Source organism: Lyngbya confervoides BDU141951 (assembly GCF_000817775.3).
Classification (GTDB): Bacteria; Cyanobacteriota; Cyanobacteriia; order Thermosynechococcales; family Thermosynechococcaceae; genus Lyngbya; species Lyngbya confervoides.
This window is the reverse complement of the sequence record NZ_JTHE03000044.1, coordinates 231,116-257,006: the sequence shown is the minus strand read 5'-3', so window position 1 is coordinate 257,006 and position 25,891 is coordinate 231,116. Positions and strand designations below refer to the sequence as shown.

Genomic DNA, 25,891 nt, shown 5'->3' with positions numbered 1-25,891 from the left:
TGATGGGTCAAAACTGGCCAGTGGGAGTCGTCAAGAGAGAGTCCCGTAAAGAAGCGTAACTATCTGCAGGGGCAGCCTGCTCCTCTCGTTTATGATACGGCTGATCCCCGCCGCTGATCCCACATCCACAGCAGGACCGCCTTGCTTCATAGACCCGCCCTTGCTTCATCTCTGCTTCATATCAAACCGTGTCCCGGTCAATGAAGCAGCCCTAGGCTAGACTCTACCCCCCTGTTTGGAGGTTCTCACTCCCCATGGAGATTCAAACGATTGCGCTGAACATCCCCGCTGAAAGCAACTTTATCTTGGGGCAATCCCACTTTATTAAAACCGTGGAGGATCTCCATGAGGTCATGGTCACCACGGCGGCTCCCGCAAAATTTGGCCTCGCCTTTTGTGAAGCCTCTGGCCCCTGCCTGATCCGCGCCAGTGGCAATGATGCTTCCCTCAAACAAGTCGCCATTCAAAACGCCCAGGCCATAGGTGCCGGTCATAGCTTCATCATTGTGATGCAGGGGGCCTTTCCCCTCAGCGTCCTCAAGGGAATTCAGCAATGTCCTGAAGTCTGCCGGATCTACTGCGCCACCGCCAATCCAACCCAGGTAATTGTGGCTCGGAATGAGCAAGGATCCGGGATTTTAGGCGTTATTGACGGCTTTTCTCCTAAAGGCATAGAGACTGAACAAGATGAGCGCGATCGCCATGATTTTCTGCGTCAGATTGGCTATAAGCTCTAGTGGTCCATGTTTCCCAGCCCCAATGTTTCTTTAGATCGACTCCAAACCCATCTCAAACACCTGGCGCGGCAGCGCGATCCCTTTCTCCATACGGAGGGCTATTTTTACGCTCGCCACTACCTCCAACAAACCTTAGATTCCCTAGGCCAGGTTCAGGTCCAACCCTTTTCCTCCCCCTTTGGAGATCAGGTGAATTTTATCTGTCACCAGAAGGGAACCGAGCCCCAGCGATCGCCGCTGATTATGGCAGCCCACTATGATGCGGTGCCTGGGTCCCCCGGTGCCGACGACAATGCGACAGGTCTGGCCGCGCTACTAGAAATCGCCCATGTCCTGCAGCCTTACCCCACGCGACGCACGCGGATATTTATCGCCTTTGATTTAGAAGAATACGGACTCCTGGGAAGCCAGGCCTATGTCAAGCAGCTGCGGGCGCAGGGCCAGCGGGTTAAGCTCATGCTCAGTCTAGAAATGCTGGGGTATCAAAACTCACAGCCGGGTTCCCAAGGCTATCCCCCAGGGTTGGGAGCCTTTTATCCTACCGCTGGCAACTTTATCGCCCTGGTGGGCAACCTGTCTGCAATTCCAGCCATGGGCACCTTGGCCCGAGCCCTTCGCCAAGCCGGGGCACCATGCCAATGGTTACCCGTCCCCTTGCGCGGATTTCCCCTGCCCATAACCCGGCGCAGCGACCATGCCGCCTTCTGGGACTTGGGAGCCTCGGCAATTATGGTCACCGACACCGCCGATCTGCGCAATCCCCACTACCATCAACCCAGCGATCGCATTCAAACCCTGGATCTGGGCTTTTTCAGATCGGTCACCCAGGGATTGGCCATGGGCCTGCTAACCCTAGCGGCGCCCCTGGGGTAACTTGGCCGCTATACTAAAGGTTGGCTCAAGCTGGTGTAGCTCAAAGGTAGAGCAACTGTTTCGTAATCAGTAGGTTGCAGGTTCGATTCCTGTCACCAGCTTTTCCCGCCACAGAATTTAGATCCCCACAAAGTGAATACGGGGGATGAATGATGGCTGGATCACTCGCTGGACAGGGCGGCCTGTTGCACCAGAATTGCCGCCTGAGTGCGATCGCGCACGTCTAAGGTGCGGAGGATACTGTTCACATGATTTTTGACCGTCCGCTCCGTGATATAAAGCTCCGCTGCGATTTCGCGGTTGCTTTTTCCTGCCGCGATCAGATGCAGCACCTCCTGCTCTCGCGGGGTCAACAGATCAAACACCGAGGGCGAGGGCGCAGAGGCCTCGGGCATGGGCTGGATGATCTTTTCTAAAATGCCCGGTCCCATCTGGCTATACCCCTTTTGCACAGCTCGAATAGCCTCGGCCAGCTCATTGGAGGGAGTATCCTTCAGTAAATAGCCCTTAGCCCCGGCATGAATGGCGTCGGCAATGAAAACTTGATCGTCAAAGGTGGTTAAAATCAGCACCTTTGCAGCTGGGTTTGCCTGATGGATGGCTTGGGTGGCGGCAATACCGTCCATCACCGGCATGCGCACATCCATTAAGATCACATCGGGCTGACAGCGCGAGACCTGATCCACGGCCACCTGACCATTCTCCGCCTCCGCCACCACCGCCAGATCGGGCTGGGCTTCTAGCAGACTTTTCAATCCTTCACGCACCAGCTGTTGATCATCCACTAGCAGTAAACGAATCACAGGCCACCTCCTGGATACGGAATTTCAACTTGAATCTTACAGCCCTGCTGGGGGGCACTGCTCAGGTGAAAACGACCGTTGAGGGCTTCGACCCGCTCACGCATACTGGTCAGGCCAAACCCACGGGTGTTTTCGGTAACCACAAACCCCTGGCCATCATCTCCAATTTCCAGCCAGTAGTGCAGGTCCGTTTCGCTCAGGACCAGGGTGACCTGCTCTGCTTGGGCATGTTTCGAAATATTGGTGAGGGCCTCTTGAGTAATGCGGTACAGGGCGATCGCAATATCCCGAGGCAGCGGCGGGGTCACCTGCAGGGTGGACATCACCGGAATCTGGCAATGGGCCTCAAAGGTTTTCACCAGATCCGTCAGGGCCTCAGGGAGCGATTGCTGCCGCAGAATATCCTGGCGCAGACTCGCCACGGCTTGGCGAATATTGCCCAGTGCCTCTTTACTGAGAGTGCGTGAAGTGTACAAATGGTCCCGCGCCTTTTGGGGATCTCGATCAAACCAGAGATCTACATTTTCCAGCTGAATGCTTTGGGCCGTGAGGGTGTGACCGATGGAATCGTGAATTTCACGGGCAATCCGATTTCGCTCCTGGAGAGTGGCCTGATTTTCCACCAGCAGTGCATAGCGCCGCAGGCGATGGTTGGCCTGATCCAGCTGCTGACGGCTCTGGCGCTCACTCACCAAGGTGCCCACCATGAGCAGCACAAACACAATCACCAAACCGTAGAGCAGGGCCGAACCCGCAGTAAACTGCAGCAAAATCCCCTGAAAATCTGCCTCCGCGAACCGATAACGTCCCGCCGAAAACTCTCCCTTAGGGGAGAGGTGCTGCCGCGCTGCAAATCGGGCCTGGAACCAGGCCACCACAATCCAAAGGCGGAGTAGAAAGGACCCAAAGGCGGCCATCGCGGTGACAATTCGTCCCGGCCAGCGAAACAGCAGACAGGTTCGCATGACCACGACCAACAGCATCGCGGCAAAGGGAATGGCCGATCGGGGGCTTGAGCTCAGGGCAACCCACCAGCTCAGGCCATACCCAAGGCTGATGTAGAGCCACTTTTTCCAGGGCGATCGCCGCAGCGGTAGGCCCAACACCAGAATCCCCCACAATCCAATCCCCACAGATCCCCACAGGGGCGATCCCATAGATCTCGGTCGTAGCGACCCCAGGGTGGAGGTGGGCAGCAGCAGCGTGAGGAGGGCCCCTCCTAACACAATCCACTCCAGGTAGAGCAGCAGCGGAAAGGGATGGGGCTGGCGCAGGCGGTGAGCGTTCATTGCCTTTGAAGGGATGGTGGGGGCAAACAGAGTAGAGCAGCCTCCTTTCTTTGATGGTGACATGTTGCCCCCAGTCCCGACTGTCTTTTTGGGAGAAGTTAGGTCAACCTGGTACTAAAGTTCTAGCGTGAGTTGGTACTCCAAACCGCTTGAGTTTGGGAGCTTTGATCCTAGAATCAGGGGCAAAGTGCGCCCTAAGCTAGGGCTATCGAGGAGTAAACCCGTTGAAATGATCAGGTTTGGCTCTCGTGACCCCCATCACTGCATTCATTAGGACCCCCAACCATGAATATTCGCACATTCTCTGTACTGGCCGCAGTTCCCCTTCTCCTGGCCGGGACCGTTCCCTTTGCCCTGGCCGAGAACCGGGACGCGCTTCCCCAATTAGTGGCCCAGGCATCGGGAAGCGAAAAAAGGGAGAACTACCAGGGACGACGCTTTGAGCGCATGGTTGAAGCACTCAACCTGAGCGACGGCCAAGCCGATCAAATTAAGGCCATCCATGAGCAAGCCCAAACGGAATCCCAAGGTGATCGGGAAAGTCTCCGGGCCGAGATGGAACAAATGCGATCGCTGATCCGCCAGGGGGCCTCGGTTGATCAGCTTCGCAATCAGCACAACCAAATTAAAGCCATCCGGGAAAGACTGAGCGAGGATCGCTTTGAGCGCATGCTCCAGACCTATGAAATTCTATCGCCAGAGCAGCGCCAAAAGTTTGCCGACCTGCACCAGGGACGTCGCGGCGGCTGGGGACGGAAGGGCTCTCCGGCAATGGGACCCCAATCCCTGGTTTTCTGAGCCGAACTGTGATCCTCGCTTACAGGCTAGGCCCGCTTCCAACCCTTGAAATCCTCATTTCAGACAAGGGAGGGACTAGCCCCCAGAAAACTTAGATCGATAGCCAAGATTATCCAGAAAGGCCTTCACCTTGGCACGGTGATCGCCCTGGATTTCAATCCCCCCGTCCTTGACGGTGCCCCCTGATCCGCAGTGGTTCTTGAGCTGTTTTGCCAGAGCCTGGGTGACCGCAGCGGCTTGCTGAAAGCCACTAATGACCGTCACGGTTTTTCCCCCTCGACCTTTGCGGGAGGCCTCTATCTTCAAGGTTTGCTGATTGGGGGGCAAATCCGGCTGGGACGGACGATCCGTGGCGGCCTCCAGGCCAAACTCGCTGTAGACAACGCGATCGCGGCTGCTTTTCTTCTTCGCCATGGGTGATCAAAACATTTCACAAGGTCAGTATAAAGTCAGTCTTGAGTGAGTCTCTGATTGGCCCAGCCAATTCGCCCCTCCCTCATTGGCCCATGCGCCGTTTTAAATCCTGAAGGTCTGCTTCAATTTCCCACTGTCTGAACTGATCTTCTAAGGGATCGGCCCCTGGCGTGGGACGCGGTTGATACCAGCCGGCACTCCCCTCGGGCTGAGGCGTCGTCTTCTGGGCCTGGATCTTAGCCTTCACCTCTTGCCGACGACGCTGAATCTGTTGAAATAGGGTCTGGGTCTGCTGCAGACGCTGGCGAGTTAATTCCATCTGCCCCCACTGCTGATTCCCCTGCCGCAAAAGAGCGGCTTCTCGCTCTTGGGCAGCTTGCATCAAATCCTGGCGGCCCGCCTGTTTCGCCTTGCTGACCCGTCCATGCCAGCGCTGCACCTCCTCAGCTGTGGCCAAAATTGCCCCTTGATGCTGCTTTTCCTCACGCTTAAGATCTTGAATCAGCCGCAGCGTCCCCATCTCTTGATCCCGAAGCTTATCTTCTAAGATCTGTAGCTCAAGATAGGGGTGATCCTTGAGAAACTCATCTAGGCGCTCCTCCAGGAAGCGTTCCATATCATCAACTATGCTCATAGGGTCAGGGATATAGCACTGCGCTTTCATGGGGTGCGCTTTTAGTGTAGTCCGAGTCGGGCGGAAAGCGCCGTTTGGAGTTGCTGTTGCTGCGCAGCTTGCAGGACGGCCACCCGGAAGTAGCCATCCCCCAGTTCGGGAAAGCTCAGACAGTCTCGCACCAGAATTCGCGCCTCTTGCAGCAGCCAAAACTGGAGCTGGGAGACAGAAGCCTGACATTCAACGAGCAAAAAATTAGACACGCTCGGTATTGGAGAGAGGACAGGAATCTGCTGCAGGGATCGAAATAGCTGCCACCGCGCTGGCGGGAGCCAGTCCCAGGTCCGCTGTTGAAACGCCCCATCGGTCATGACCGCCGCCCCCACTGAGATCGCCAGACTATTGACAGCCCAGGGATCGCGCCATTGCTGCCAGCGCCGCAGGTGATCCGGATGGGCAACGGCATAGCCTAGCCTCAGTCCCGGCAAACTGTAGAACTTGGTGAGGGATCGGATCACCGTTAGATTGGGATAATCAACAATGCGATCAATGGCGCTGTGCTGATCCGCCGGGGGCAGGAAATCTAGAAAGGCTTCATCAATCACCACCTGTTCAAAGTGATTTAAACAGGCCTGCAGGAACCTCGGATCAAGGCGCTGGCCCGTAGGATTATGGGGGTCATTGAGCAGGCAACCGGCCTGAGGGGGCCAGGATTGCACCCAGGCCTCGATGGGGTCTGTTGCGGCAACCGGAACCGCAAACGCTTCGCCCTGGAGTGCTCCGCTTCGGCTCCAGGCCAGAGGCCAGGGCTGTACCCGTGATCCAAAGGCCGCAAGGGCACGCCGATAGTCTCCAAAGGCAGGCGTGCACAGGTAGACACAATCAAGGGTGGCCAGATCGCGCCCGGCCCAGGTTAGGAGATCCGCCGCGCCATTGCCTGGCAAAATCCACTCCGCAGACAGCTGATGATGATCCGCTAGGGCTTGCCGCAGCCTTCGATAGCTGGGGTCCGGGTAGTGACGCAGGCTAGGAATCGCCGCTTGCAGCGCTGCGATCGCCGACTCCGGCGGACCGAGAGGGTTGATGCTTGCGGAAAAATCCAGGATCTCCTGGGGCTGGCACCGCGCCACCCCAGCAGCCCACTCCAGATTCCCTCCGTGGGCCGGGCGCTGCATTGTGCAAGGTTGATTCATCAAAGGGATTCATCAAAAGGGGATTCATCAAAAGGGGATTCATCAAACGGAGGGGACTGGAAAAAAAAGGAGAGGCGGCGGCCCTCTCCATCCTGCCATGGTTTGCAGCAGTGGACCTAACCGGCCACTTTCTCTTTAAACAGCTTGCCGGCCGAAAAGGCGGGGACGGTGGTAGCTGGGATCTGCATCTTGTCACCTGTCTTGGGATTGCGACCTTCCCGCGCCTTCCGCTCACGGGGTTCAAAGGCACCAAACCCGACGAGGGTGACTTTCTCACCGGAAGAAACGGCGTCAACGATGGAGTCAAGGGCCGCAGTGAGGACCTGATCCGCCTGCTTCTTGGTCACGTTTGCCTTTTCAGCGATTTTATCGACTAGTTCCCCTTTATTCATGGGTTTCTCCTGGATTAAAATAGTTAGAGCAGGAAATTCCTGGAACAATTCATTTCGCCCTAGGATAGGCTTGACGGGCTGAAACGCTTGCAACCAGGAATTTTCAATGGTTTATTCTAATGGGTATTCGCTTAAGATGCTATCTACAAAGCTGATAATTATGTGAGGATTTCAGAAATTTTTCTCAAATTCACCTCTTTTTTTTCCCTTCCCAAAAACATTTGTTTTTTTTGATGTTGACAAAAGCATTGCACCATAAGGCTTTTGAGCGATACTCGTCTTTTTCGATGGCTGAAACCCTGACTCTATCGTGAAGCGTAAATTTTTTTTTACAAACTGCAACGTTGTGCTGAAGCAGTGGCGCCATCGCCGTCCCAAGGCAGTTCATCCTTAATTTTTGATTAAATCATCAGGCGCGGGAAACAGCGCCGGTATTCTAAGCCCAAGAATTTGTAACGTGGAGCATCGGTCATGGAAAAACTCTTGAAGGTCCTGGGGGGGCTGCTGGCCGCCCTGGGCGTTCTGTATAGCCTTGGGTTTGGGATTCCCGGCCAGGTGCATGTGGAGCGCCAAATGGTGATTGAGGCCCAACCTGCGGAGGTCTTTGCCTACATCGGTGACTTTCGGGCCTGGCAACGCTGGTCGCCTTGGGCCACCATGGATCCTAAGGTAGCCATGACCCTATCGGGACAAGGAGTCGGGCAAACCATGGTCTGGGATAGCGACAATGCCAATGTGGGCCACGGATCCCAGGAGGTAACAGAATTTGAGGCTCCTCGTCACATGGCTACCCATCTGGAATTTGCCGGTCAGGGCTTTGCGGAGGCCAGCTTTGACTTAATTCCTGAGCGAGGTTACACGCGGGTGATCTGGTCCCTGGATACGGACGTGAGCGGAGGCACAGCGCCCCCGCTCAAGCCCATCACCAACTACCTGGGACTGTTGGTGAAGTCCATGATTGGCCAACAGTATGAAACTGGACTGCTCAGCTTGAAAACCCTGGTGGAAAGAGGGTAGGGCGGCAGGCATCTTCCAGGCGGAGCCAACTTCAAGCGAAGCCAACTTCAGGCGGCGCTGCCAGCGAGATCAAACAGCAACACTTCACTCTCGTCACTCTGGCTTTGCAGCGTGATCGCTTCGGTAGGGATGAGGGCCACCCCATCGCCTGCTTCCAAGTGCGCGCCAGGGATTTGCACCGATCCCTGCGTCACCTGAATCCAGATCTGGCGATCGCCTGCGGGTTGATGCACCACTGACTGCTGGGCCCTCAGGCGTCCGGCATAGAGATGGACATTCTGATGAATGGTCAGCGATCCACCTCGCCCATCCGGAGATCCCACCAGATGCAGGGTGCCGGGCTGCTGCTGAATATCAAAATGCCGCTGTTCATAGCTAGGGGGGAGTCCCTGGCGGTCGGGCACGATCCAAATCTGCAGCAAATGCACGCCTTCGGTTGGGGAAGGATTGTATTCACTGTGGGAAATCCCGGTCCCCGCCGACATTCGCTGCACCTCTCCCGGCACCATCACCGAGCCGTTGCCAAGACTATCTCGATGTTCCAACTGGCCCGAAAGCACATAGGTGATGATTTCCATGTTCTGGTGACTGTGGGTCGCAAAGCCCTCGCCCGGAAGCACGCGATCTTCATTAATCACCCGCAGCGGTCCAAACCCCATGAATTGGGGGTCAAAGTAGTGGCCGAAGGAGAAGGTATGGTGACTCTCTAACCAGTGGAAATGGGTCATTCCCCGATCCTGCGATCGCCGAATCCTAAACATGGATAGCCTCCTGAGATTCACAATAAAAGCACCGGTCAGTTCCGATGAGTTCAAGGAAGTTGAACTTGACTTCATTATGAATTGACCTCACATAAAATACAATAAGCTAAAAAGTATACAGATTGTCGCCGTAAAACAACTAATTGGTTCGGCGCCGCTGGGGGTGGCGGGGTCCTAGAGATAGGGCAACCTTGAGATCCGGCGCGGAGAATCCCCTCTCTCCCCCTCTCACCCCCCTCAATTGCCCCCTCAATGTCAATTCATAGGCAGCAAGATGGACAAACTAGAAGCCATGCGCGTTTTTACCGAAGTTGTGAATCATCAAGGCTTTGCTGCGGCAGGACGCCATCTCGGGCTGTCGCGATCTGTGGTCAACAAACTGGTGTTGCAGCTTGAGGCCCAGTTGGGGGTGCAGCTTTTGCAGCGCACTACTCGCCGCGTTAGCCCCACCGATGTGGGCCGCGCCTACCATGAACGCTGTCTGGCCCTACTAGCGGAGGTGGAGGCGGCGGATCTCGCCGTTGCCCAGGTCCAGTCCGAACCGAAGGGCAGACTGCGGCTGAATGCGCCCATGTCCTTTGGAACCTTACACCTCGCTCCTGCAGTTGCGGCCTTTCTGGCACAGTACCCGAACCTGACCTTGGAGCTGACCCTGAGCGATCGCTTTGTGGATCTCATTGAGGAAGGGTTTGACCTCACCCTGCGCATTTCGTCCCCCCCCCACGATTCAGCCCTGGTGACCCAGCCGCTGGTGCCCATTCACCGGATCTTCTGCGCCTCTCCTCACTATCTGGAAGCCCAGGGCACTCCCCTCCATCCGCAGGATCTGCGTCAGCATCAGGGCCTGCACTATGGCCATTTCACCACCCCCCAGCTTTGGACCTTTGGCGATCGCCATCCCAGCGCCCTCAAAGTGCCCTGCCGCTATGCAGCCAACAATGGGGAACTGCTCCGAGAGGCTGCGCTGGCAGGATTGGGCATTGCCTTCCTGCCCACCTTTTTGCTGGGGGATGCCCTCCGCACCGGTGCCCTGGTGGAACTGTTGGCAGACCATCGGCCTCCCCCCCTGACCGCCTCCCTGTGCTATCCGCCCAATCGTCAGCTTTCGCGCAAAATTCAGTGCCTGATCGCCTTTCTCCAGGACTGGTTTACCACCCCACCCTGGGCAGGCACTGAGGAAAAAAAATCCCAGACTCTACCCTTTGACAGACCCCAACAGCCCCGCTGTGGAAAGATGCAACAATGAAGCTAACGCCAGTAGCTTGGGAAAAACCGCCATGAATCAAGCCATTATGATTCGTCTGGCTGTGGGACTGTGTATCGGGTTAATTATCGGCCTGGAGCGGGAACTGCATCATCAAGACGAACCAGAAGATTTACAAGTCGCCGGGGTCCGGAGCTTTGCCCTTGTCGCGGTGATCGGGAGCCTCGGCGCAGTCTTATCTGGCAGTTTAGGCGCTTGGATTCTCGGCGTAACCTTTCTAGGAGTCGTTGCAATGGTGGTTGTATCCTACGGATTAACGCTTTCGCCAACGGGAGAGTTTGGCATCACCACGGAGTTGGCGCTGCTGCTCACCTGCGGTCTGGGCGCCATGGCGGGCAGTGGCTTAATTGCCGAAGCCATCGCCTCTGCGGTGGTGACCACCGGGCTGCTGGGCTTTAAGCAGGAAATCCATCACTCCCTGCTGAAGCTAGAGCGACGGGAATGGGTTGCGACGCTGCAGCTTTTGGTCATCGCGGCGGTGGCCCTTCCCCTGCTTCCCAATCAGAATATGGGGCCGTGGGAGGCCCTCAATCCCCGCACCATTGGCTATCTGATCTTACTGATTGCTGGCATTTCCTACATCGGCTATTTTGCCATGCGCATCCTTGGCGATCGCGTTGGACTTCTGGCCACCAGCGCCATCGGAGGGCTGGTTTCCTCCACGGCTGTAACCCTGTCCTTTGCGCGCATGGCCCGCAAGCGCCAGGGTACCGTATCGGTGCTGGGGGCTGGCATCTCTCTGGCTGCTGCCATCATGGCAGTGCGGGTGCTCCTAGAGGTGAGCGTGGTGAATACCGCCCTATTGCCCCTGGTGGTTCCGTCCCTGGCCTGTTTAGCGCTCGTTCCCTTGGTGGCGGCGGTGTTCATTGCCCTCGGCGCCCGGCACAAGGAATCAGCAGCCCCCATGGATCTGCGCAATCCCATTGAGCTGGGGTCCGCCATCTTTTTTGGAGGCGTACTAGCCCTCTTATTTTTGCTGGTGCGGGCGGTGGAAGACTGGTTTGGCGAAGCCGGTATTTATCTGCTCTCGGCCATCTCCGGCATCACCGATGTGGACGCCGTGAGCCTTTCCCTGGCGCAATCAACCCAGGGGAGCCTCTCACTCAAGGTGGGAGCAGGGGGAATCTTGATTGCCGCCATGGTGAACACCGTGGTTAAGGCCCTGATGGCTACGTTTATTGGCGGCTGGCGGCTGGCGCGATGGTGCGCGTCCATCCTCCTCATCTCACTCACCCTGAGCGGCATCGCTGCCATCGTGGTTTTTGGCTTCAGCAGGGTATAATCGGCCCTGTCATGGGGCTAATCACCGGTTCATGCCATGTCCTGCACCCAGGCTGCATCCGCAGATATTCTTCCGGGCCTTGTGCTCAGCGATCAGCAACAGGCGGGGTTAGCCGCCCTAGAGGCCTTTGTCCAGAGCGAGGAGCGGATCTTTTTACTGACCGGGTACGCAGGCACCGGGAAAACCACGCTGCTTCAGGCTTTGCTCACTCGACTGCGCCATCAGGGCGATCGCCGTCGGGTGGCCTTCACAGCCCTGAGCAACAAGGCCACCAAGGTGCTGGCCGCCATGGCCGATCGCTGGGATCTGGCGGTGGACTGTATGACCTGCTGTCGGCTCTTGGGCCTACGTCCGGTGATTGATAAGGACACCGGTCAGCAAAACTTCACAGCAGATTCACAGCGCAAGGCCTTGATCCACTACTACCGACTGGTGGTGGTGGATGAATGCTCCATGATCAACCAGGAAATGTGGCTGCTGCTGGTGCAGGCCATCTCAGATCTGTCCTGCACCACCCAACTGCTGTTTGTGGGCGATCCGGCTCAGCTGCCGCCGGTTCACGAAACGCGATCGCTTTGCTTTGACCAGATCTATGCTCGCTTCGATCTGACCGATGTTGTCCGCTACGGTGGGGCCATTGGCCTGCTGGCCGACTCGGTGCGCCAACGGCTGGACCAGCCGATACTGCCGTCCCCCGTCAGCCAGTCCAACCCCAACCACACCGAAGGGGTGTTTGTGGTGCCTCGGGCAACCTGGGAACAGCTTTTGCAACGCGCCTTTACAAGTGCCACCTATGCCGAAAACCCAGATCAGGTTAGAGTCCTGGCCTACACCAATCACCGTGTCCAAAACCTCAACCAGCAAATCCGTCAGGCCATCTATGGGTCGACCCTGGCGCGGTTTGTGGTCGGAGAGCGACTCATTGCCCACTCCCCCTGCCTCCAGGATGAGAGCATCATTTTACAAACCTCCGAGGAATGCCAGGTGCTAGACATTACCCCTGGACAGGTGGATCAATGGCAAGTTTGGCATTTGGAGGTGGAAACCGAAACAGGCCAGATGCGGCAGCTTCAGGTGCTGCACGAGGCGGAAGCGCCGCGATTGAAAACCCAGCTTCAACACCTAGCGGCGGCTCGGGAATGGCGTTTATTCTGGAGCCTGAAGCAACGCTTCCACGAAGTACACTATTCCTACTGCCTAACCGTGCACAAAAGCCAAGGATCCACCTTTCAAGATGTATTTATTGATTGGCCAAACCTGCGGCTGAACCGCCGGGTCACTGAACGCAACCAGCTCTACTACGTAGCCGTTACGCGGGCGGCCCGGCGTCTGTTTATTCCACAGTAGCCTCTGACCCAGGGGCAGGATGTAAATCAACAATGGTGGCTTGCCCCTGCTCCACCATCCAGGCAATCTCCACCGTGGCAATCTGCATATGCCACTGTTGACCTGGCGTGCCATCTTTCCCTCGCTCGTATGCAGGTCGCGGATCTTGGCCTACCGTGGCCTCAATGAGAGCCTGAAGATAGCCCCATCGCCCACAGCGCTGCAGCTGGGCCAGGGCCTCAGGTCGCCATTGAACTGCCATGGCAGGGGCAGGGGGCGTGGCCCAGGCACTCTGAGCAGCCTCAATGCGATCGGCATAGGCAACGTAGGGTTTGAGATCAATCACCGGCGTTTGATCGAGAAAGTCCCCGCCCCGGATCTCCAGAACAATTTCCTGAGGCCGAAGCGATAGGCCCACCAGGCGGACCACGCTCATCCCCAACGGATTTGGACGATTGGGGCTGCGCGTGGCGTAAACCCCGACCCCCACCTTTCCCCCCAAGCGCGGCGGCTTGACCAGGGGCTTCCATTGCCGATAGCGCTGCTGATGAAACCAAAATAACACCCACACATGGGAAAACTCCTCAAGGCCACGCAGCGCCAGTTTGTTCTCCTCCGTTGCCGCAAATACAATTTCTGCTTCAGCCATGGGCACCAGCCCTGCTTGGCGAGGAATTCCAAAGCGATCCGGGTAACAGGAACGAATATAGGCAATGGGATCAACCTGCATTCCAGCCCCCTCAAGATCCTCGATGCCCCTTGCCGTCTTCAGGAGGAAAGGAGGCCGCTTTTCCCTCAAGCTCATCTAGCTTTCGCTCCATAAACGAGCGAATCCGGTGCAGCAGATATAAATCCTCATAGCCAAGACGACCCAAGCCCTTAATGACCCAGCTTTGATAGCGATCTGCCAGGCCAATGCGATGCATTAGGCGGAGGGTGGAGGATCTTAGGGCTGCATATTGATTCATCGGCATGGATTGACCATTGATCCGCTGATCTTTAATTTGAACTGCGGTGTGCGACTCAGACAACACAAAGGCGCAAACCATCACCGCCTGAGCTAAATTAAGCGAGGGCGATAGAGTGGCCTGGGGAATGGTGGTCACCAAATCACACAGGGCGATATCTTGATTGCTCAAGCCTGATCGCTCAGACCCAAACACCAGGGCCACCCTGGAGATCCAGGCTTGTTTTTCCTGAAGTCGCTGCGGCAGCTCACGCACCGACGTGTAGTGATACTTGGTCAGCCGATGCCTGGCTGTGGTGGCGCAGGCAAAATCAACCTGGCTGAGCGCCTCGGGCAGCGTGCGATAGATTTGGGCAGATTGCAAGATCTCCACCGATCCGTGGGCGAGTACCCGAGCTTTCTCGCCCAGGGGATCACAGTGGGGGCGAACCAACCTTAAATCCTCATAGCCCATGGTTTTCATCGCCCGAGCGACGGATCCAACATTTCTCTCATCCTGAGGTTCCACCAAGACAAAGGAAACTTGGATCATTTTGTCTCAAACCCTGTAACACCGCATGGCCTATCCTATCAAACTTCGCCCTCTGCCCTCTCCATCCTCTCGCTTCAGCGCTCTGCACACTCCCTGAATCACTATCCACACACTGCATCCATCACCTGCCAGATCATGAGATCATGGTTCCATGGATGCAAGATCGAACGATTTGGAGACGCAGGATCATTGCCGATCCAGAGCTAGACCGTCTCCTTGGCAGACTATCCTCGGGCAGTAATCTGTGCCATAGTTGATCAGATCCTAGCCCAGGGACCATGAATTTGCTCAAGAAGCTCAGTATTCAATCCAAGTTGACGCTGGTTTTGCTTGCGGTCAGCATTAGCTCCATTTTGGTCATCGCCTTCATTGGATATCGTAGCGGCAAGCAGGCCCTGAGCAACAGCATTCACAATCAGCTTGCCAGCTTGCGATTCACCACCAGTCAGTCGATTGAAAACTATTTCCAAGAGGTCAATCGACAGGTCCTCTCATTTGCGGAAAATCCCACCACCGTCACGGCCCTCACCCGATTCAACCAGTCCTATGCAGCGCTCAAGGAGCGATCGCCCAATTCAACCTATGCCACAGCCATTAGCCAATACTATCAGGGGCAATTTATTCCCAAGCTCAAACCCAATGTCCAAGGGGAGCCGATCGCCAAAACCTACGAACCCCTGACTTCAACGCAACAGTATTTGCAATACCACTACACCATTCAATCCAATGACTTTGATGAAAAAGCAAAGATTGTAGACCCAGGGGATGGCAGCCTTTACAGTCAAGTCCATCGCACCTTTCATCCCTTTCTGCGCAACTTCAATGATGAATTTGAGCATGAAGATTTATTCTTGATTGATCCAGAGGGAAATGTCCTGTACACGGTGTACAAGGGAGTCGACTTTGCCACCAATTTAAAATCTGGCCCTCTGGAGAATAGCGTTCTGGCCCAGGCCTTCAACGCAGCGTTACAAGAGCGTACACCGGGCTACATTGCAGTGGCTGACTATCAGCCCTATCGACCTTCCTTTAATGAGCCGGCAGCGATCATTGCCACTCCCATTTTTTTTGAGGGAACTTTTATCGGCGTGCTGGCCATTCAAATTTCATCGGCCCCCATTAACCAGGTGATGACTTACCGGCAACAATGGAACAATGCTGGACTGGGAAAAACCGGAGAAACCTACCTGGTGGGTCCAGACTCCCTGATGCGATCGGACTCGCGGTTTTTTCTGGAATCAGCGGATCAGTATTTCCAATCCCTGCAGGCCATTGGAACCCCTCCCAGCCAGATTGACAAAATCAAACGCCTGAACACCACCATTCTCCAACAACAGGTCAACACCGATTCAGCCAGCCTAGCCTTAGCCGGAAAGCAGGGCACCCAGATTATCCGTGACTACCGCAATGTGTCGGTGCTGAGCTCCTTTTCTCCCCTTGATCTTCCAGGGTTGAACTGGGGAGTCATTGCTGAAATCAACGAAGATGAGGTCTTTGCGCCCATTCGCCAGTTTCAAAAACAGGTCTTTATCTCCACAGCCATTATTGTGCTGGCCATTACGATTTTGGCGCTCATGCTCTCTCACCTGATTGTCCGCCCCATTAAAACCTTACAGGAGGGCTTTAAAAAGCTGGAGAAGGGACAGCTCGATACGCAAATTCATCTGGAGACGCAGGATGAATTCAAGGATTTAGCCACCGCCTTCAATGAAATGGTGGGACATTTACGCCAGAAAACCCAACTTCTTAACCAAAAAAGCCAGGAAAATGAAACTCTACTCTTGAGTATCTTGCCTAGCCCCATCGCCAAGCGTCTCAAGCAGGGAGAAGTCCAGATTGCCGACCACCATCCTAACGTTACCGTTTTATTCGCCGACCTGGTTGGGTTTGCCCATTTGTGTGACTGCCGCTCAGCCGAAGACAGCGTCGCGATGCTCAATCAGCTGGTGACCACCTTTGATGAGGCCATTGACCGCTACGGCATTGAAAAAGTCAAGACCATTGGCAGTGGCTACATGGCCGTGGGCGGGCTCTCTATCCCCCGCATCGATCACATGAAACGCGTCCTTGATTTTGGGCTGGATATGATTCGCGTAGTCCAGGTCTTCAACCGCACCCATCAGACGCAGCTCGAGATTCAAATTGGCGTTCATTCTGGGGCCGTGGTGGCGGGAATCGTGGGAAAGAGCAAATTTATTTACGACCTTTGGGGCGATACCGTCAATATTGCCTTTAAGATGCGCGAATTAGGCAGCAAAAACTCCATTCATCTGACAGATACCATTTATCAGCAACTGAAGGACTTCTATCCGTTTATTCCCCACCACCCGATGGAGGTGGAAGCGGACCACGTGATCTCCAGCTGGCTCCTGCAAGCCGAGAATTAACCCCCCTCCTCCCTGAATCCAAGATCGCTATGGAATTTTCGATGCTTCAACAGCCCTGGATCCTCTGGAGCTTTGGCTTAATGGTTTTTTTCCCCTTGGTCATGCTGACCTTGAGCGAGTCGATTTTAAAGCTTCAGGGTCCAAACCCAGCCCTGGCGAATTCTTTAAAGATCATTCGCAATCTCATTTTGCCCACGCTGGTGGTCTTTTTGGCCCTCACCCAAATTCTGGGCGTTGATCAAGACAGCGAACCCATTCGTCTGCTGCAATCGCTGTTACTCCTATCCACGATTCACCTCTCCCTTGCCCTGGTCAATCTGTTCTTTTTTGTGGAGGCTCTAGAGGGCACCTGGCAGGCCCGGGTTCCCAAGCTGCTGCGAGATTTAGTTCGCTTCTTTTTAATCTTGGTGGGGACCGCCGTCGTGCTCTCCATTGTTTGGAAGCTTGACCTGGGCAATTTAATCACGGCGCTGGGGGTGAGTTCCATTGTGATTGGTCTAGCCCTGCAAGATACCCTGGGGAATCTTTTTTCAGGGATTGCGCTGCTGGTGGGGAGGCCCTTGCGTATTGGCGATTGGATTAAGATTAACGACACTGTGGGCAAGGTCAATGAAATCAACTGGCGAGCCGTTCACCTAACCACCCGAGATCAGGAACAGCTCATTGTTCCCAACTCTGTGCTAGCGAAGGAAATTTTTACCAACTTCAACCAGCCCACCCGTCTCCATGTGGAAACGGTGGAGGTGGGATTTTCCTATGCAGACCCACCGAACCAGGTGAAGCGGGTGTTGGTAGAGACGGCTCTGGCCACTCAGGGAGTCCTGGATCGTCCAAAACCTGAGGTTCAGACCATTAACTACAACGATTCATCCATTGACTATCGCGTGCGGCTATTCTTGGCAGACTACTCCAAAGTGCCCAAGATTCGAGATGAATTCATGACGCGAATTTGGTATGCCGCCCAGCGGCACCAGCTCGAAATTCCCTTTCCGATCCGAACAGTTTTGCATCAGCCCCTTGTGCCCCAACCTAAGGCGGATCATTTGCAAGCGCTTCTGGAAAATTTACAATCGATCCCCTTGTTCAGCACCTTAGACCAGGATAGCCTTCAGGACTTGGTGCAGGGGGCAACCCATAAAACCTACGGTGAGAATGAACCCATTCTGGAAATTGGCGATCGCAATGTGCAGTTGCACCTGATTCTGTCAGGTCAGGTGCGTCTGTTTCTTAAGGAAACCACCGGCCGCGAACAGACGGTGGCTCAGCTTGAGCGCGGAGATTTGTTTGGCACCATGGCCCTGCTGAGCAATGAGCCCAGCGTCAATGGGGCCAAAGCCACATCGGATTCTGAGGTGTTGGTGTTTGAAACCAAAGTCATTCATATCATGCTGGCGCGATCGCCAAAATTCGCCCAACTTCTAGGCGAAATCCTGGAAAATCGACGGCGAGATGTGAACTTTGTCCTGTCAAGCCCCCAGTCGACCTGAATCGGACCACATCATAGAACCCTGTCGCTATCCCACAGACTGGTGGTTTGGCGCAAACTGACAAACTCCCCCTGGCCCAGGATCAAATGATCAAGCAGGGGAATCTCTAAGAGTTTAGATCCCTGGAGCAACTGCCGGGTGAGATCTAGATCTTCAACACTCGCTTCCAGACTCCCGGAGGGATGATTATGGGCCACAATCATCCGGGTGGCTCCCTGTCGAATTACCTCTCGAAAAATCTCGCGGGGATTGGCCAGAGTCTCCGTGGCAGTGCCAATGCTGACCACTTTTTTGCCCATAATGCGGTGCTTGATATCCAGGAACAGTACCGCAAACCGTTCGCGAGGCTGCCACATGAGATCCTCCGCCAGGGCTGCGGCCGCCACGGCCGGATCGTCCACGAGGGTTTTGGAGGGCGGCAGGGCATGGTGAACTCGCTTCCCCAGTTCTAGCGCCGCCAGAATGGTGGCCGCCTTCGCCGGACCAATCCCCGGAATCTCCATCAGTTCGGGCGCTGAAATCTCCCGCAACACCCGCAGGGGATCTCGGTTCATCTGGGCCAGTTCTGTCCACATGAGCTGGCCCAATCCAAGGGCCGAGAGCTTTCCGGCCCCCTGACCGGTGCCCAGTAAAATTGCCAGCAGTTCTGCTGGCGTTAGCGTCGCAGCCCCTTGGGCCAGCAGTCGCTCCCGAGGGCGATCGCTCTCAGGCAGATCCAATACACGCAGAGACTCACCCATGGCTCCTCCAGGAAAGACGACAAAACTTCAGCCAGTCTTGAATCGCGATTGCCAGGCTGCCACGGCTGCTGTTGCGCGGGGGGCTCGGTGCCTGAGCCGAGGGATAGGCATCCAAAATGGAGTAGATCTGCACAAACTCCCACCCACGAGAACTGGAGGCCACAAATAACCAGTGGTGTTCTTGGTGGTGACTGATCTGGTTGCCCGAATAGCGTCGCAACACGGTGGTAAAAAAGACCTGGCGCAGGGAGGAATCCTGGGGAGGCTCGGCGGGATCCGCCGCGGAATCCTCTGGATCCGACAGTCTCTGGCCCCAGGACAGGGGCTGAAAGTCCGGATTTGTGGCCAGCATCACGTAGGTCTGGGGTCGATGCGTGCGGGTATTGACGCGGTTGGCGTAGGCGGGCAGATCGGCTAACAGCTGGGTGACCATCTCCTCAAAGGGACGGGGGCAGGAGGACACAGCGGCGATCGCCCGGTTTCCTGGAAGAGTCTGTCCCAGCAGCAGACTCACGCCCAGACTCATCAGGTAGGCCCCCCGCCGCCTAGCCATTGCTCGCCATTTCTTCACAAACTCTCAAAAAGGCTCCAGCGGGATCGGCCGCCTGGGTAATGGGACGGCCCATGACCAGGAAGGAAGCACCGGAGTGCAGGGCAGATTTAGGCGTCATGGCCCGCTGCTGATCCCCCCGCTGGGACCAGGCAGGACGCACGCCAGGGCACACCAGCACAAACTCCGGTCCACAGACCTGGCGCAGCTGCATGGCTTCCTGGGGAGAACAAACGGCTCCCTGGGTACCGGATTTCTGGGCCATGAGCGCCATTTTCAAGGCATAGTCCGGCAGATCCAGCGGAACCTTGAGGTCCAGGGCCAGCGTTCGCGGGGATAAACTCGTGAGAACCGTAATGGCCAGAATCTGCGGTGGATCAACCTGGGCCTGCGCCGCGCCAGCCTGGGCTGCCTCTACACCAGCAGCCATGGCTTCAGGGCCCGCCGTGGCGTGGAGGGTGAGCAGATCGACGCCATAGCGGGCCGCGCTGCGGCAGGCTCCTGCCACGGTGTTGGGAATATCGTGAAACTTGAGATCTAAAAAAATCCGCTTTTGACGCTGCTTGAGCTGATCTAAAATGGCCGGGCCGCTCCCCACAAACAGCTCTAAACCCACCTTCCAAAATTGCACCTGGGGCAGGCGATCCACCAGCGCCAGCGCCTCGGCCTGGGTGGGCACATCTAGGGGGACAATCAGGCGTTGGGCAGCCTGGATGAGATCTTCTGGGAAACCGCTCTCCAAATCCGTCACTCCTGGCAATTCAAGTTCTTTCTGACTCTCCTACCCCATCATGCCAAGGATTCTCCGCATTGCCCTCAGACTTCATGGGAGCTTAAGCCAGGCTTGCTTAAATCAGAAATGCTGACTCCCCCAGAAACATCTTGCCGGTTTTAAGGCTGGTCAATCTTGCGAGGACTCCTGGGTCTCAGGTTTGTGCATCAGCTGGCTAAAATGTTCCGGGAGCTTCGCGATCGCCTCTTGCACAAAGGCTTTAATAAATTCCTCACGGCGGTTCAGCTCGTACTGCCGCTGCACCACTTCGCTGATGCCACCGTCGCCCCAATCTTGATCTTGGCGAAAATACTCAATAAAGCTTTTGCCCGCAATCCGGGTCAGGTAGGCCGCGCTAATGCTGTGAATGGATTTGCCAATCAGATAACCACCGATGCTCAGCTCCAGGGAAAGGGTGACAATTTCAATGACGCCCCGCACAATGCCTAGGCCAGCCAGGGTCTTAATCAGCGAGAGCGCCAGCTCGCGGCCGCGTTCAAAGGTCAGTTCACAGCCATAGACCTGGCCGATCTCCACAACCATTTGGGCATTCACCGCCGCCGCCGCCAGCAAATCCACCACCGGAATCGGCGTCACCCAGATCACCCCAGCCCCAATCCACTGAAATCGCTCCACAATTTTTTCCGCATTGCGCAGCCGCTGGCGCTCCAGCATCTGGCGAGCTTCGTCCCCCAGCCGCATTGACTGGAGTAGTAAATTATCGGCCAGCAGATCGGCTCCCTCCGCCACCAAAATTTGAGCCATGGGTTTTAGCAGGGCCTGTAAATCTGGATCCGGTTGCAGCCATTCCCCTGAGGCCAGCTGCACAGGCTGGGGATGGGCTGCAATGGCCACAATATCGTCCGGATCGAGCTGTCCACGCACCCGATCGGCGATCTGGTCCAACACTGCGGTTCGATCGGGCGGCGGGTAGCGATCGGTTTTGTTAAACACCAGCAGCAGCCGTTTCCCAATCTCCAACAGCGATCGCAGCACCCGGTATTCCGACTGGGTCAAGTCTCCCTCCACCAGGAACAGCAGCAAATCCGCCTCCGTTGCCAGTTGGCGCGCGGCTTGCTCACGCGCGGTGCCGGCAACACCGACCTCCAGCAGTCCGGGGGTGTCAGTAATCCATAGATCCTGCGCCACCTCCGGCAGCGAAAACTGATAGGTTTCCCCCACCGTCGTCGTGCCAATGGTGGGGCTTACCCTCCCCGCCATCCGTCCTATCAGAGCATTAACCAGGGAGGTTTTTCCCGCCGATCCGGCCCCAAAGACCACAATCTTTAGATATTGTCGGGTAGCACTTGACTCCAGGGATTGGGACTTGGCCAGCAGCGACTGCCGGGCCACCTCGTCTTGGATTTGAGACACCTGACGACGAATAGATCGCAGGTTCTCGGAGACAGCTTCGGATTTGCTCTCTGGAATGACCGGGGGGCGAACTTTTTTCTGCCGTCCCCGCCAGAGGTTTAGCAGAATAAACAGCAGCCCGGCAATCAGCACGCCAAAAATCATCAGCACCCCAACCACCATAAGGGTTGCCAGGGTTGGAGAACTCAGGGCCGCAATGGTCTGATAAAGCTGAGCCAGGGATAATGCCAGCCACAGCGTCAGCAGTAAGACCACCGCCAGCCCCAGCAGTAACAGCCATAGACGGGCGCTTCGCATCCCTCTATTCTAAGGGGAACCTAGCCAGGGTTAGGGAAAATCAAGCCTAGGGCAAATACTGAGCCACACGACTGAGGCCCGGAACCTGAACCGCCTTGCGTTGCCAAACTCGAGTCATCAGCCACAGCAGCATCACAAAATATCCAGAAGACCAGAGGGTGTTTCCCACCTGCAGCACCATTCCCACCGAAGAGGCCAACCCCATAGCTGGATCTCCCACCCCGGCTTGCAGCATCAACACTCCCAGGCCCCACAAGAGCCCCAGGGTCACGGCCAGTCGACTGACCTGGCGCACCTGGCGAGGGCTGTCCCGGCGCGAAAGGCTCCAGAGGGCAGGAATCAGCCCAAAGACGGGGATCAGGGACAAAAACAGCTGGAGACGCACCAGATCTTCAGATTGGAAGGGATCGGTTTTAGAATCCAAGGCAGAACCTCTTGGGAAAAACAGATGAGGGCAGGCCGGTTGGGCAATCTTTCCTATTTAATTTACCCTGGGGACCTGTGAAACTTTCGCCGAGAATGCATGGACTGGTCAGACTATCAGCAGCATCAGCAATGGATGCGCCAGGCCCTTGACCTGGCTCAAGGCGCTGGCGAGGCCGGGGAAGTGCCGGTGGGAGCCGTGGTGGTCACGGCCCAAGGTGAGCGCATTGCCGCAGCCCAAAATCGACGCGAGCGCGACTGCGATCCCACAGCCCATGCCGAAATTTTGGCCCTTCGGCAGGCAGGTCAGGCGATCCAAACCTGGCACCTCAATCAATGTACGATCTACGTCACCCTGGAGCCCTGCCCAATGTGCATGGGGGCGATTCTCCAGGCTCGAGTCGGCACCCTGGTGTTTGGGGCCGACGATCCCAAAACCGGCGCAGCACGGACGGTTCTCAACCTGCCTGATCACCCCATTTCCTTCCATCGCTTGAGGGTGTGGGGCGGAATTTTGGAGGGCGACTGTCGCCAGCAGCTTCAGGCCTGGTTCCAGATCCGGCGGCTGGGAGGCCCGAATCATCCCTAAATCCAAACCCGTCCTCTCCAAAAGACATTCTTCACAAAAAAAACAGGATCGCCCAAGGCAAGCCCTGCTGGCTTTTTTTCCAGGCCGAATCGGGGGCGTCATTGCTCCAAGAGCAGAAAAGGAAGCTGCCGCTACAATTTAGATGCTAAAGATGAAAGTAGGGTTAAGATTTCAAGACCCCCTGTTGTCATGACCCACGATTTCGATCAAGAACCGCCTACCCAGGACCACCAATGTCCAAGTCCCCTTTCAAGCCTCACCCCTGTCCGGAATGATTCTCCGGTCGCCCTCCTTTCGTCAACCCCCTGCCACCTTCGCACATAGGCGAGAAACTTCTAGTTTTTTCCAGCCTTAACCGTCTTAACCGTCCCCTCGCATTGATTTAGCATCAGGAAAGCCTACGCTATGCAAAGTAATTCTGTAACATTAATGGGTCAAGTTTGCTCCGAAGATACCCGGACTGGCGTCTTAGTCGAAACTCTCAAACGCTCATTTCTGAACAATTTGTTCTACGTCCAGGGGAAATTTCCCGGCATTGCCACCCAAAACGATTACTACATGGCCCTGGCCTACATGGTGCGCGATCGCCTTCTGCATCGCTGGATTGGCACTGCGGCCACCTACACCAAGCAGCAAACCCGCACCGTTGCCTATCTATCGGCGGAATTTCTCATGGGGCCCCAGCTCGGCAATAACCTGATTAACCTGGGCATCTACGACCAGGTTAATCAAGCCATGTCAGAGCTAGGGTTTAACCTGGAGGATTTGTTAGAGCAAGAGGAGGAGCCAGGCCTGGGGAATGGCGGTTTAGGGCGTCTGGCGGCTTGCTATCTCGATTCCATGGCCACCCTCGGCCTTGCCTCCATTGGCTATGGCATTCGCTATGAATTTGGCATTTTTGACCAGGACATTCGCGATGGCTGGCAGGTGGAACGGACGGACAAGTGGTTGCGCTATGGAAATCCTTGGGAAGTTGAGCGGCCGGAGTGGTCCGTGGAGGTCAAGCTAGGCGGACACACCGAGCATTATGTGGATCAAACTGGACGAGGGCGCGTTAACTGGATTCCCTATGAGGTCGTCCAGGGTATCCCCTTCGACACCCCTATCCTGGGCTACCGAACCAACACCGCCAATACTCTACGTCTATGGACGGCCCAAGCCTCCGAATCCTTCGACTTTGATGCCTTTAACTCTGGGGATTATCTGGGGGCTGTTTACGAGAAAATGGCCTCGGAAAACGTGTCCAAGGTACTCTACCCCAACGACGATGTCTCCCAGGGGAAACGCCTGCGGCTCACCCAGCAAATCTTCTTTGTCTCTTGCTCGCTGCAGGATATGTTCCGCATCATGAAGGCGCAAGAGATTCCCCTGCATCAGTTTGCCGACAAGTTTGCCATTCAGCTCAACGATACGCATCCCGCTATTGCAGTGGCAGAGCTGATGCGGCTACTGATCGATGAGCACAGCATGGATTGGGATGAAGCTTGGGGCATTACCCAACGAACCTTGTCCTATACAAACCACACTCTCTTACCAGAGGCTTTGGAACGCTGGCCCATTGATTTATTTGGAAATCTGCTGCCGCGTCACCTGGAGATCATCTACGAAATTAATCATCGCTTCTTGGATGAAGTCCGCATTAAGTTTCCCGATGACGAAGACCGGATTTCCCGCCTTTCCTTAATTGACGAATCAGGCGAGAGATATGTGCGGATGGCCCACCTGGCCTGTGTGGGAAGCCACGCCATTAACGGGGTTGCAGAGCTACACACCCAGCTCCTCAAGCAGGACGTGCTGCGGGATTTTGCCGAGATGTATCCTCACAAGTTCAGCAATAAGACCAACGGCGTTACGCCCCGACGCTTTATTGCCCTGAGTAATCCGCCGCTCACGCAACTGATTACCGATAAAATTGGCGATCGCTGGCTAACGCAGCTTGAGGATCTGCGGCAGCTGGAACCCTACGCAGAGGATCTAGAGTTTCAGCACCAGTGGCAAAGCATTAAGCGCGCCACCAAGGCCAGCTTAGCGGCTTACATCTACAAACAAAATGGCATCAGCGTCAATCCGGACTCCATGTTTGGCATTCAGGCCAAGCGAATCCATGAATATAAACGGCAGCACCTAAACGTTCTCTATATCATCACCCTCTACAATCGTCTCAAGGCCAATCCTGACCTAGACATCACCCCGCGCACCTTTCTCTTTGGCGGCAAGGCAGCGCCGGGCTATTTCATGGCCAAGTTAATGATCAAGCTCATCAACTCCGTCGGCGAAGTGGTCAACCGCGATCCTGAAGTCCGCGATCGCCTGAAGGTGGTCTTTCTGAAGGACTATAACGTTAAGCTTGCCCAGCGCGTTTATCCTGCCGCAGATCTATCGGAGCAAATTTCCACTGCCGGTAAGGAAGCCTCCGGAACCGGCAACATGAAGTTTGCGCTTAATGGCGCGCTGACCATTGGGACCCTGGATGGAGCCAATATCGAGATTCGGGAAGAAGTGGGAGCTGAAAACTTCTTCTTGTTTGGCCTGACGGCTCAGGAAGTCTACGATTTACGAGGGCAGGGCTATTGTCCACGGGACTATTACGACTCTAATCCCGAACTGAAACTGGCCCTCGATCGCATCAACTCTGGATTTTTCTCCCATGGAGACACCGATCTATTCAAGCCCTTGACCGATTCCTTGATCTATCATGATCCCTTTTTCCTACTGGCTGACTACCAGTCCTACATTGAGGCCCAGGAGCGCGTCTCTCAGCTCTATCAAGATCAGTCCGCCTGGACGCGCATGGCCATTCTGAATGTGGCTCGCATGGGCAAATTCTCCTCGGATCGCTCCATTCAAGACTACTGCGATGAGATCTGGCACGTCGACCCGGTCAAGATTGAGCTGTCCAACAACTTGGAAGAGTTCTTCCGCTAATTTCTGGGCCTGTGCTGCTGACTAATCTATTTCTGGGGCTGCCGCGGCGGGCGCCCTGGGATCTGCAAATCAGAAGCATCCTTGCG

At 55.8% G+C, this 25,891-nt stretch carries 25 protein-coding genes and 1 tRNA gene; 12 read left to right on the top strand and 14 right to left on the bottom strand.

The features are described 5' to 3' along the window. The first annotated feature begins 254 nt into the window (after nucleotides 1-254). From QQ91_RS08265 to QQ91_RS08255, 3 genes are all read left to right on the top strand, one after another. The gene (locus QQ91_RS08265; protein ID WP_166274824.1) at nucleotides 255-737 is read left to right on the top strand and encodes an adenosine-specific kinase; all 483 of its coding nucleotides are present in this window, start codon (nucleotides 255-257) and stop codon (nucleotides 735-737) included. A 6-nt stretch (nucleotides 738-743) separates the two neighbouring features. Next, nucleotides 744-1,610, top strand: a complete 867-nt coding sequence (locus QQ91_RS08260) for a M28 family peptidase (protein ID WP_166274822.1) — start codon at nucleotides 744-746, stop codon at nucleotides 1,608-1,610. A gap of 29 nt (nucleotides 1,611-1,639) precedes the next feature. Then, nucleotides 1,640-1,711: transfer RNA gene (locus QQ91_RS08255), tRNA-Thr, on the top strand. 60 nt (nucleotides 1,712-1,771) lie between these two features. Here QQ91_RS08255 and QQ91_RS08250 read toward each other — a convergent pair. Together QQ91_RS08250 and QQ91_RS08245 are read right to left on the bottom strand one after the other, a co-directional pair. Continuing rightward, the gene (locus QQ91_RS08250) at nucleotides 1,772-2,413 is read right to left on the bottom strand and encodes a response regulator transcription factor (protein ID WP_166274820.1); all 642 of its coding nucleotides are present in this window, start codon (nucleotides 2,411-2,413) and stop codon (nucleotides 1,772-1,774) included. After that, nucleotides 2,410-3,702 (bottom strand): sensor histidine kinase, encoded by a 1,293-nt coding sequence (locus tag QQ91_RS08245; protein ID WP_166274905.1) that lies wholly within the window; start codon nucleotides 3,700-3,702, stop codon nucleotides 2,410-2,412. The genes QQ91_RS08250 and QQ91_RS08245 overlap by 4 nt, the downstream gene beginning before the upstream one ends. Before the next feature lie 285 nt (nucleotides 3,703-3,987). Here QQ91_RS08245 and QQ91_RS08240 point away from each other — a divergent pair, with 285 nt between their 5' ends. Further along, entirely contained in the window at nucleotides 3,988-4,500 is a 513-nt protein-coding gene (locus QQ91_RS08240) for a Spy/CpxP family protein refolding chaperone (RefSeq protein ID WP_166274818.1), read from the top strand. 75 nt (nucleotides 4,501-4,575) lie between these two features. On the opposite strand, the gene QQ91_RS08235 is transcribed toward QQ91_RS08240, so the two are convergent. From QQ91_RS08235 to hbs, 4 genes are all read right to left on the bottom strand, one after another. Continuing rightward, complete coding sequence (locus tag QQ91_RS08235; RefSeq protein WP_166274816.1) at nucleotides 4,576-4,914, bottom strand: translation initiation factor; 339 nt, start codon at nucleotides 4,912-4,914, stop codon at nucleotides 4,576-4,578. 82 nt (nucleotides 4,915-4,996) lie between these two features. Beyond that, nucleotides 4,997-5,548 (bottom strand): TIGR04376 family protein, encoded by a 552-nt coding sequence (locus QQ91_RS08230; RefSeq protein ID WP_166274814.1) that lies wholly within the window; start codon nucleotides 5,546-5,548, stop codon nucleotides 4,997-4,999. Nucleotides 5,549-5,589: 41 nt separating this feature from the next. Next, nucleotides 5,590-6,720, bottom strand: coding sequence for a threonine-phosphate decarboxylase CobD (cobD, locus tag QQ91_RS08225; protein WP_236095856.1), 1,131 nt, complete (start codon nucleotides 6,718-6,720; stop codon nucleotides 5,590-5,592). A gap of 116 nt (nucleotides 6,721-6,836) precedes the next feature. Beyond that, entirely contained in the window at nucleotides 6,837-7,127 is a 291-nt protein-coding gene (gene hbs, locus QQ91_RS08220; RefSeq protein WP_284707164.1) for a non-specific DNA-binding protein Hbs, read from the bottom strand. Between the two features lie 456 nt (nucleotides 7,128-7,583). On the opposite strand from hbs, the gene QQ91_RS08215 reads away from it, so the two are divergent. After that, nucleotides 7,584-8,129, top strand: coding sequence for an SRPBCC family protein (locus tag QQ91_RS08215; protein ID WP_166274810.1), 546 nt, complete (start codon nucleotides 7,584-7,586; stop codon nucleotides 8,127-8,129). 47 nt (nucleotides 8,130-8,176) lie between these two features. Here the strand turns inward: QQ91_RS08215 and QQ91_RS08210 are convergent, their stop codons facing one another. Then, nucleotides 8,177-8,890, bottom strand: coding sequence for a pirin family protein (locus QQ91_RS08210; protein WP_166274808.1), 714 nt, complete (start codon nucleotides 8,888-8,890; stop codon nucleotides 8,177-8,179). A 274-nt stretch (nucleotides 8,891-9,164) separates the two neighbouring features. Between QQ91_RS08210 and QQ91_RS08205 the strand changes: the two genes are divergently transcribed. From QQ91_RS08205 to QQ91_RS08195, 3 genes are read left to right on the top strand one after another with little or no spacing between them, the layout of a single operon-like run. Beyond that, nucleotides 9,165-10,136, top strand: a complete 972-nt coding sequence (locus QQ91_RS08205; protein WP_166274806.1) for a LysR family transcriptional regulator — start codon at nucleotides 9,165-9,167, stop codon at nucleotides 10,134-10,136. 31 nt (nucleotides 10,137-10,167) lie between these two features. Further along, nucleotides 10,168-11,436, top strand: coding sequence for an MgtC/SapB family protein (locus QQ91_RS08200; protein WP_166274804.1), 1,269 nt, complete (start codon nucleotides 10,168-10,170; stop codon nucleotides 11,434-11,436). A 36-nt stretch (nucleotides 11,437-11,472) separates the two neighbouring features. Beyond that, nucleotides 11,473-12,783: an ATP-dependent DNA helicase gene (locus QQ91_RS08195; protein WP_166274802.1), complete on the top strand. Its 1,311-nt coding sequence runs from the start codon at nucleotides 11,473-11,475 to the stop codon at nucleotides 12,781-12,783. Here QQ91_RS08195 and tsaA read toward each other — a convergent pair. After that, nucleotides 12,770-13,492 (bottom strand): tRNA (N6-threonylcarbamoyladenosine(37)-N6)-methyltransferase TrmO, encoded by a 723-nt coding sequence (gene tsaA, locus QQ91_RS08190; protein WP_166274800.1) that lies wholly within the window; start codon nucleotides 13,490-13,492, stop codon nucleotides 12,770-12,772. The genes QQ91_RS08195 and tsaA overlap by 14 nt on opposite strands. 10 nt (nucleotides 13,493-13,502) lie before the next feature. Next, nucleotides 13,503-14,261: a TrmH family RNA methyltransferase gene (locus tag QQ91_RS08185; RefSeq protein WP_201277056.1), complete on the bottom strand. Its 759-nt coding sequence runs from the start codon at nucleotides 14,259-14,261 to the stop codon at nucleotides 13,503-13,505. Between the two features lie 278 nt (nucleotides 14,262-14,539). Here QQ91_RS08185 and QQ91_RS08180 point away from each other — a divergent pair, with 278 nt between their 5' ends. Both QQ91_RS08180 and QQ91_RS08175 read left to right on the top strand, forming a co-directional pair. Further along, entirely contained in the window at nucleotides 14,540-16,648 is a 2,109-nt protein-coding gene (locus QQ91_RS08180) for an adenylate/guanylate cyclase domain-containing protein (RefSeq protein WP_236095855.1), read from the top strand. Nucleotides 16,649-16,689: 41 nt separating this feature from the next. Then, complete coding sequence (locus QQ91_RS08175; RefSeq protein ID WP_236095854.1) at nucleotides 16,690-18,135, top strand: mechanosensitive ion channel family protein; 1,446 nt, start codon at nucleotides 16,690-16,692, stop codon at nucleotides 18,133-18,135. Between the two features lie 11 nt (nucleotides 18,136-18,146). Here the strand turns inward: QQ91_RS08175 and radC are convergent, their stop codons facing one another. From radC to QQ91_RS08150, 5 genes are all read right to left on the bottom strand, one after another. Next, nucleotides 18,147-18,875 (bottom strand): RadC family protein, encoded by a 729-nt coding sequence (gene radC, locus QQ91_RS08170; RefSeq protein ID WP_166274796.1) that lies wholly within the window; start codon nucleotides 18,873-18,875, stop codon nucleotides 18,147-18,149. Beyond that, nucleotides 18,868-19,428 carry a hypothetical protein gene (locus tag QQ91_RS08165; protein ID WP_166274794.1) on the bottom strand — a complete coding sequence of 187 codons (561 nt, stop codon included), beginning with the start codon at nucleotides 19,426-19,428 and terminating at the stop codon, nucleotides 18,868-18,870. Before QQ91_RS08165 ends, radC begins: the two co-directional genes overlap by 8 nt. Next, entirely contained in the window at nucleotides 19,421-20,176 is a 756-nt protein-coding gene (gene pyrF / locus QQ91_RS08160) for an orotidine-5'-phosphate decarboxylase (RefSeq protein ID WP_445974541.1), read from the bottom strand. The genes QQ91_RS08165 and pyrF overlap by 8 nt, the downstream gene beginning before the upstream one ends. Before the next feature lie 150 nt (nucleotides 20,177-20,326). Next, nucleotides 20,327-21,868, bottom strand: coding sequence for a YcjF family protein (locus QQ91_RS08155; RefSeq protein ID WP_166274792.1), 1,542 nt, complete (start codon nucleotides 21,866-21,868; stop codon nucleotides 20,327-20,329). Nucleotides 21,869-21,914: 46 nt separating this feature from the next. After that, complete coding sequence (locus tag QQ91_RS08150; protein WP_166274790.1) at nucleotides 21,915-22,292, bottom strand: hypothetical protein; 378 nt, start codon at nucleotides 22,290-22,292, stop codon at nucleotides 21,915-21,917. Nucleotides 22,293-22,391: 99 nt separating this feature from the next. On the opposite strand from QQ91_RS08150, the gene tadA reads away from it, so the two are divergent. After that, entirely contained in the window at nucleotides 22,392-22,880 is a 489-nt protein-coding gene (gene tadA, locus QQ91_RS08145; RefSeq protein WP_166274788.1) for a tRNA adenosine(34) deaminase TadA, read from the top strand. A gap of 405 nt (nucleotides 22,881-23,285) precedes the next feature. Further along, a complete protein-coding gene (locus QQ91_RS08140; RefSeq protein ID WP_166274786.1) occupies nucleotides 23,286-25,805 on the top strand; it encodes a glycogen/starch/alpha-glucan phosphorylase in 2,520 nt (839 codons plus the stop codon). Nucleotides 25,806-25,891 lie beyond the last annotated feature (86 nt).

What these genes read in the sequence shown, in the direction of transcription:
- QQ91_RS08235 (WP_166274816.1), bottom strand. Translation starts at nt 4,914, where the DNA reads ATGGCGAAGAAGAAAAGCAGCCGCGATCGCGTTGTCTACAGCGAGTTT.
- QQ91_RS08265 (WP_166274824.1), top strand. Translation starts at nt 255, where the DNA reads ATGGAGATTCAAACGATTGCGCTGAACATCCCCGCTGAAAGCAACTTT.
- radC (WP_166274796.1), bottom strand. Translation starts at nt 18,875, where the DNA reads ATGGGTGAGTCTCTGCGTGTATTGGATCTGCCTGAGAGCGATCGCCCT.
- QQ91_RS08165 (WP_166274794.1), bottom strand. Translation starts at nt 19,428, where the DNA reads ATGGCTAGGCGGCGGGGGGCCTACCTGATGAGTCTGGGCGTGAGTCTG.
- QQ91_RS08260 (WP_166274822.1), top strand. Translation starts at nt 744, where the DNA reads ATGTTTCCCAGCCCCAATGTTTCTTTAGATCGACTCCAAACCCATCTC.
- QQ91_RS08215 (WP_166274810.1), top strand. Translation starts at nt 7,584, where the DNA reads ATGGAAAAACTCTTGAAGGTCCTGGGGGGGCTGCTGGCCGCCCTGGGC.
- QQ91_RS08230 (WP_166274814.1), bottom strand. Translation starts at nt 5,548, where the DNA reads ATGAGCATAGTTGATGATATGGAACGCTTCCTGGAGGAGCGCCTAGAT.
- QQ91_RS08200 (WP_166274804.1), top strand. Translation starts at nt 10,168, where the DNA reads ATGAATCAAGCCATTATGATTCGTCTGGCTGTGGGACTGTGTATCGGG.
- QQ91_RS08175 (WP_236095854.1), top strand. Translation starts at nt 16,690, where the DNA reads ATGCTTCAACAGCCCTGGATCCTCTGGAGCTTTGGCTTAATGGTTTTT.
- QQ91_RS08195 (WP_166274802.1), top strand. Translation starts at nt 11,473, where the DNA reads ATGTCCTGCACCCAGGCTGCATCCGCAGATATTCTTCCGGGCCTTGTG.
- QQ91_RS08140 (WP_166274786.1), top strand. Translation starts at nt 23,286, where the DNA reads ATGCAAAGTAATTCTGTAACATTAATGGGTCAAGTTTGCTCCGAAGAT.
- cobD (WP_236095856.1), bottom strand. Translation starts at nt 6,720, where the DNA reads ATGAATCAACCTTGCACAATGCAGCGCCCGGCCCACGGAGGGAATCTG.
- QQ91_RS08205 (WP_166274806.1), top strand. Translation starts at nt 9,165, where the DNA reads ATGGACAAACTAGAAGCCATGCGCGTTTTTACCGAAGTTGTGAATCAT.
- tsaA (WP_166274800.1), bottom strand. Translation starts at nt 13,492, where the DNA reads ATGCAGGTTGATCCCATTGCCTATATTCGTTCCTGTTACCCGGATCGC.
- QQ91_RS08245 (WP_166274905.1), bottom strand. Translation starts at nt 3,702, where the DNA reads ATGAACGCTCACCGCCTGCGCCAGCCCCATCCCTTTCCGCTGCTGCTC.
- QQ91_RS08180 (WP_236095855.1), top strand. Translation starts at nt 14,540, where the DNA reads ATGAATTTGCTCAAGAAGCTCAGTATTCAATCCAAGTTGACGCTGGTT.
- QQ91_RS08185 (WP_201277056.1), bottom strand. Translation starts at nt 14,261, where the DNA reads ATGATCCAAGTTTCCTTTGTCTTGGTGGAACCTCAGGATGAGAGAAAT.
- QQ91_RS08155 (WP_166274792.1), bottom strand. Translation starts at nt 21,868, where the DNA reads ATGCGAAGCGCCCGTCTATGGCTGTTACTGCTGGGGCTGGCGGTGGTC.
- tadA (WP_166274788.1), top strand. Translation starts at nt 22,392, where the DNA reads ATGGACTGGTCAGACTATCAGCAGCATCAGCAATGGATGCGCCAGGCC.
- QQ91_RS08240 (WP_166274818.1), top strand. Translation starts at nt 3,988, where the DNA reads ATGAATATTCGCACATTCTCTGTACTGGCCGCAGTTCCCCTTCTCCTG.
- QQ91_RS08210 (WP_166274808.1), bottom strand. Translation starts at nt 8,890, where the DNA reads ATGTTTAGGATTCGGCGATCGCAGGATCGGGGAATGACCCATTTCCAC.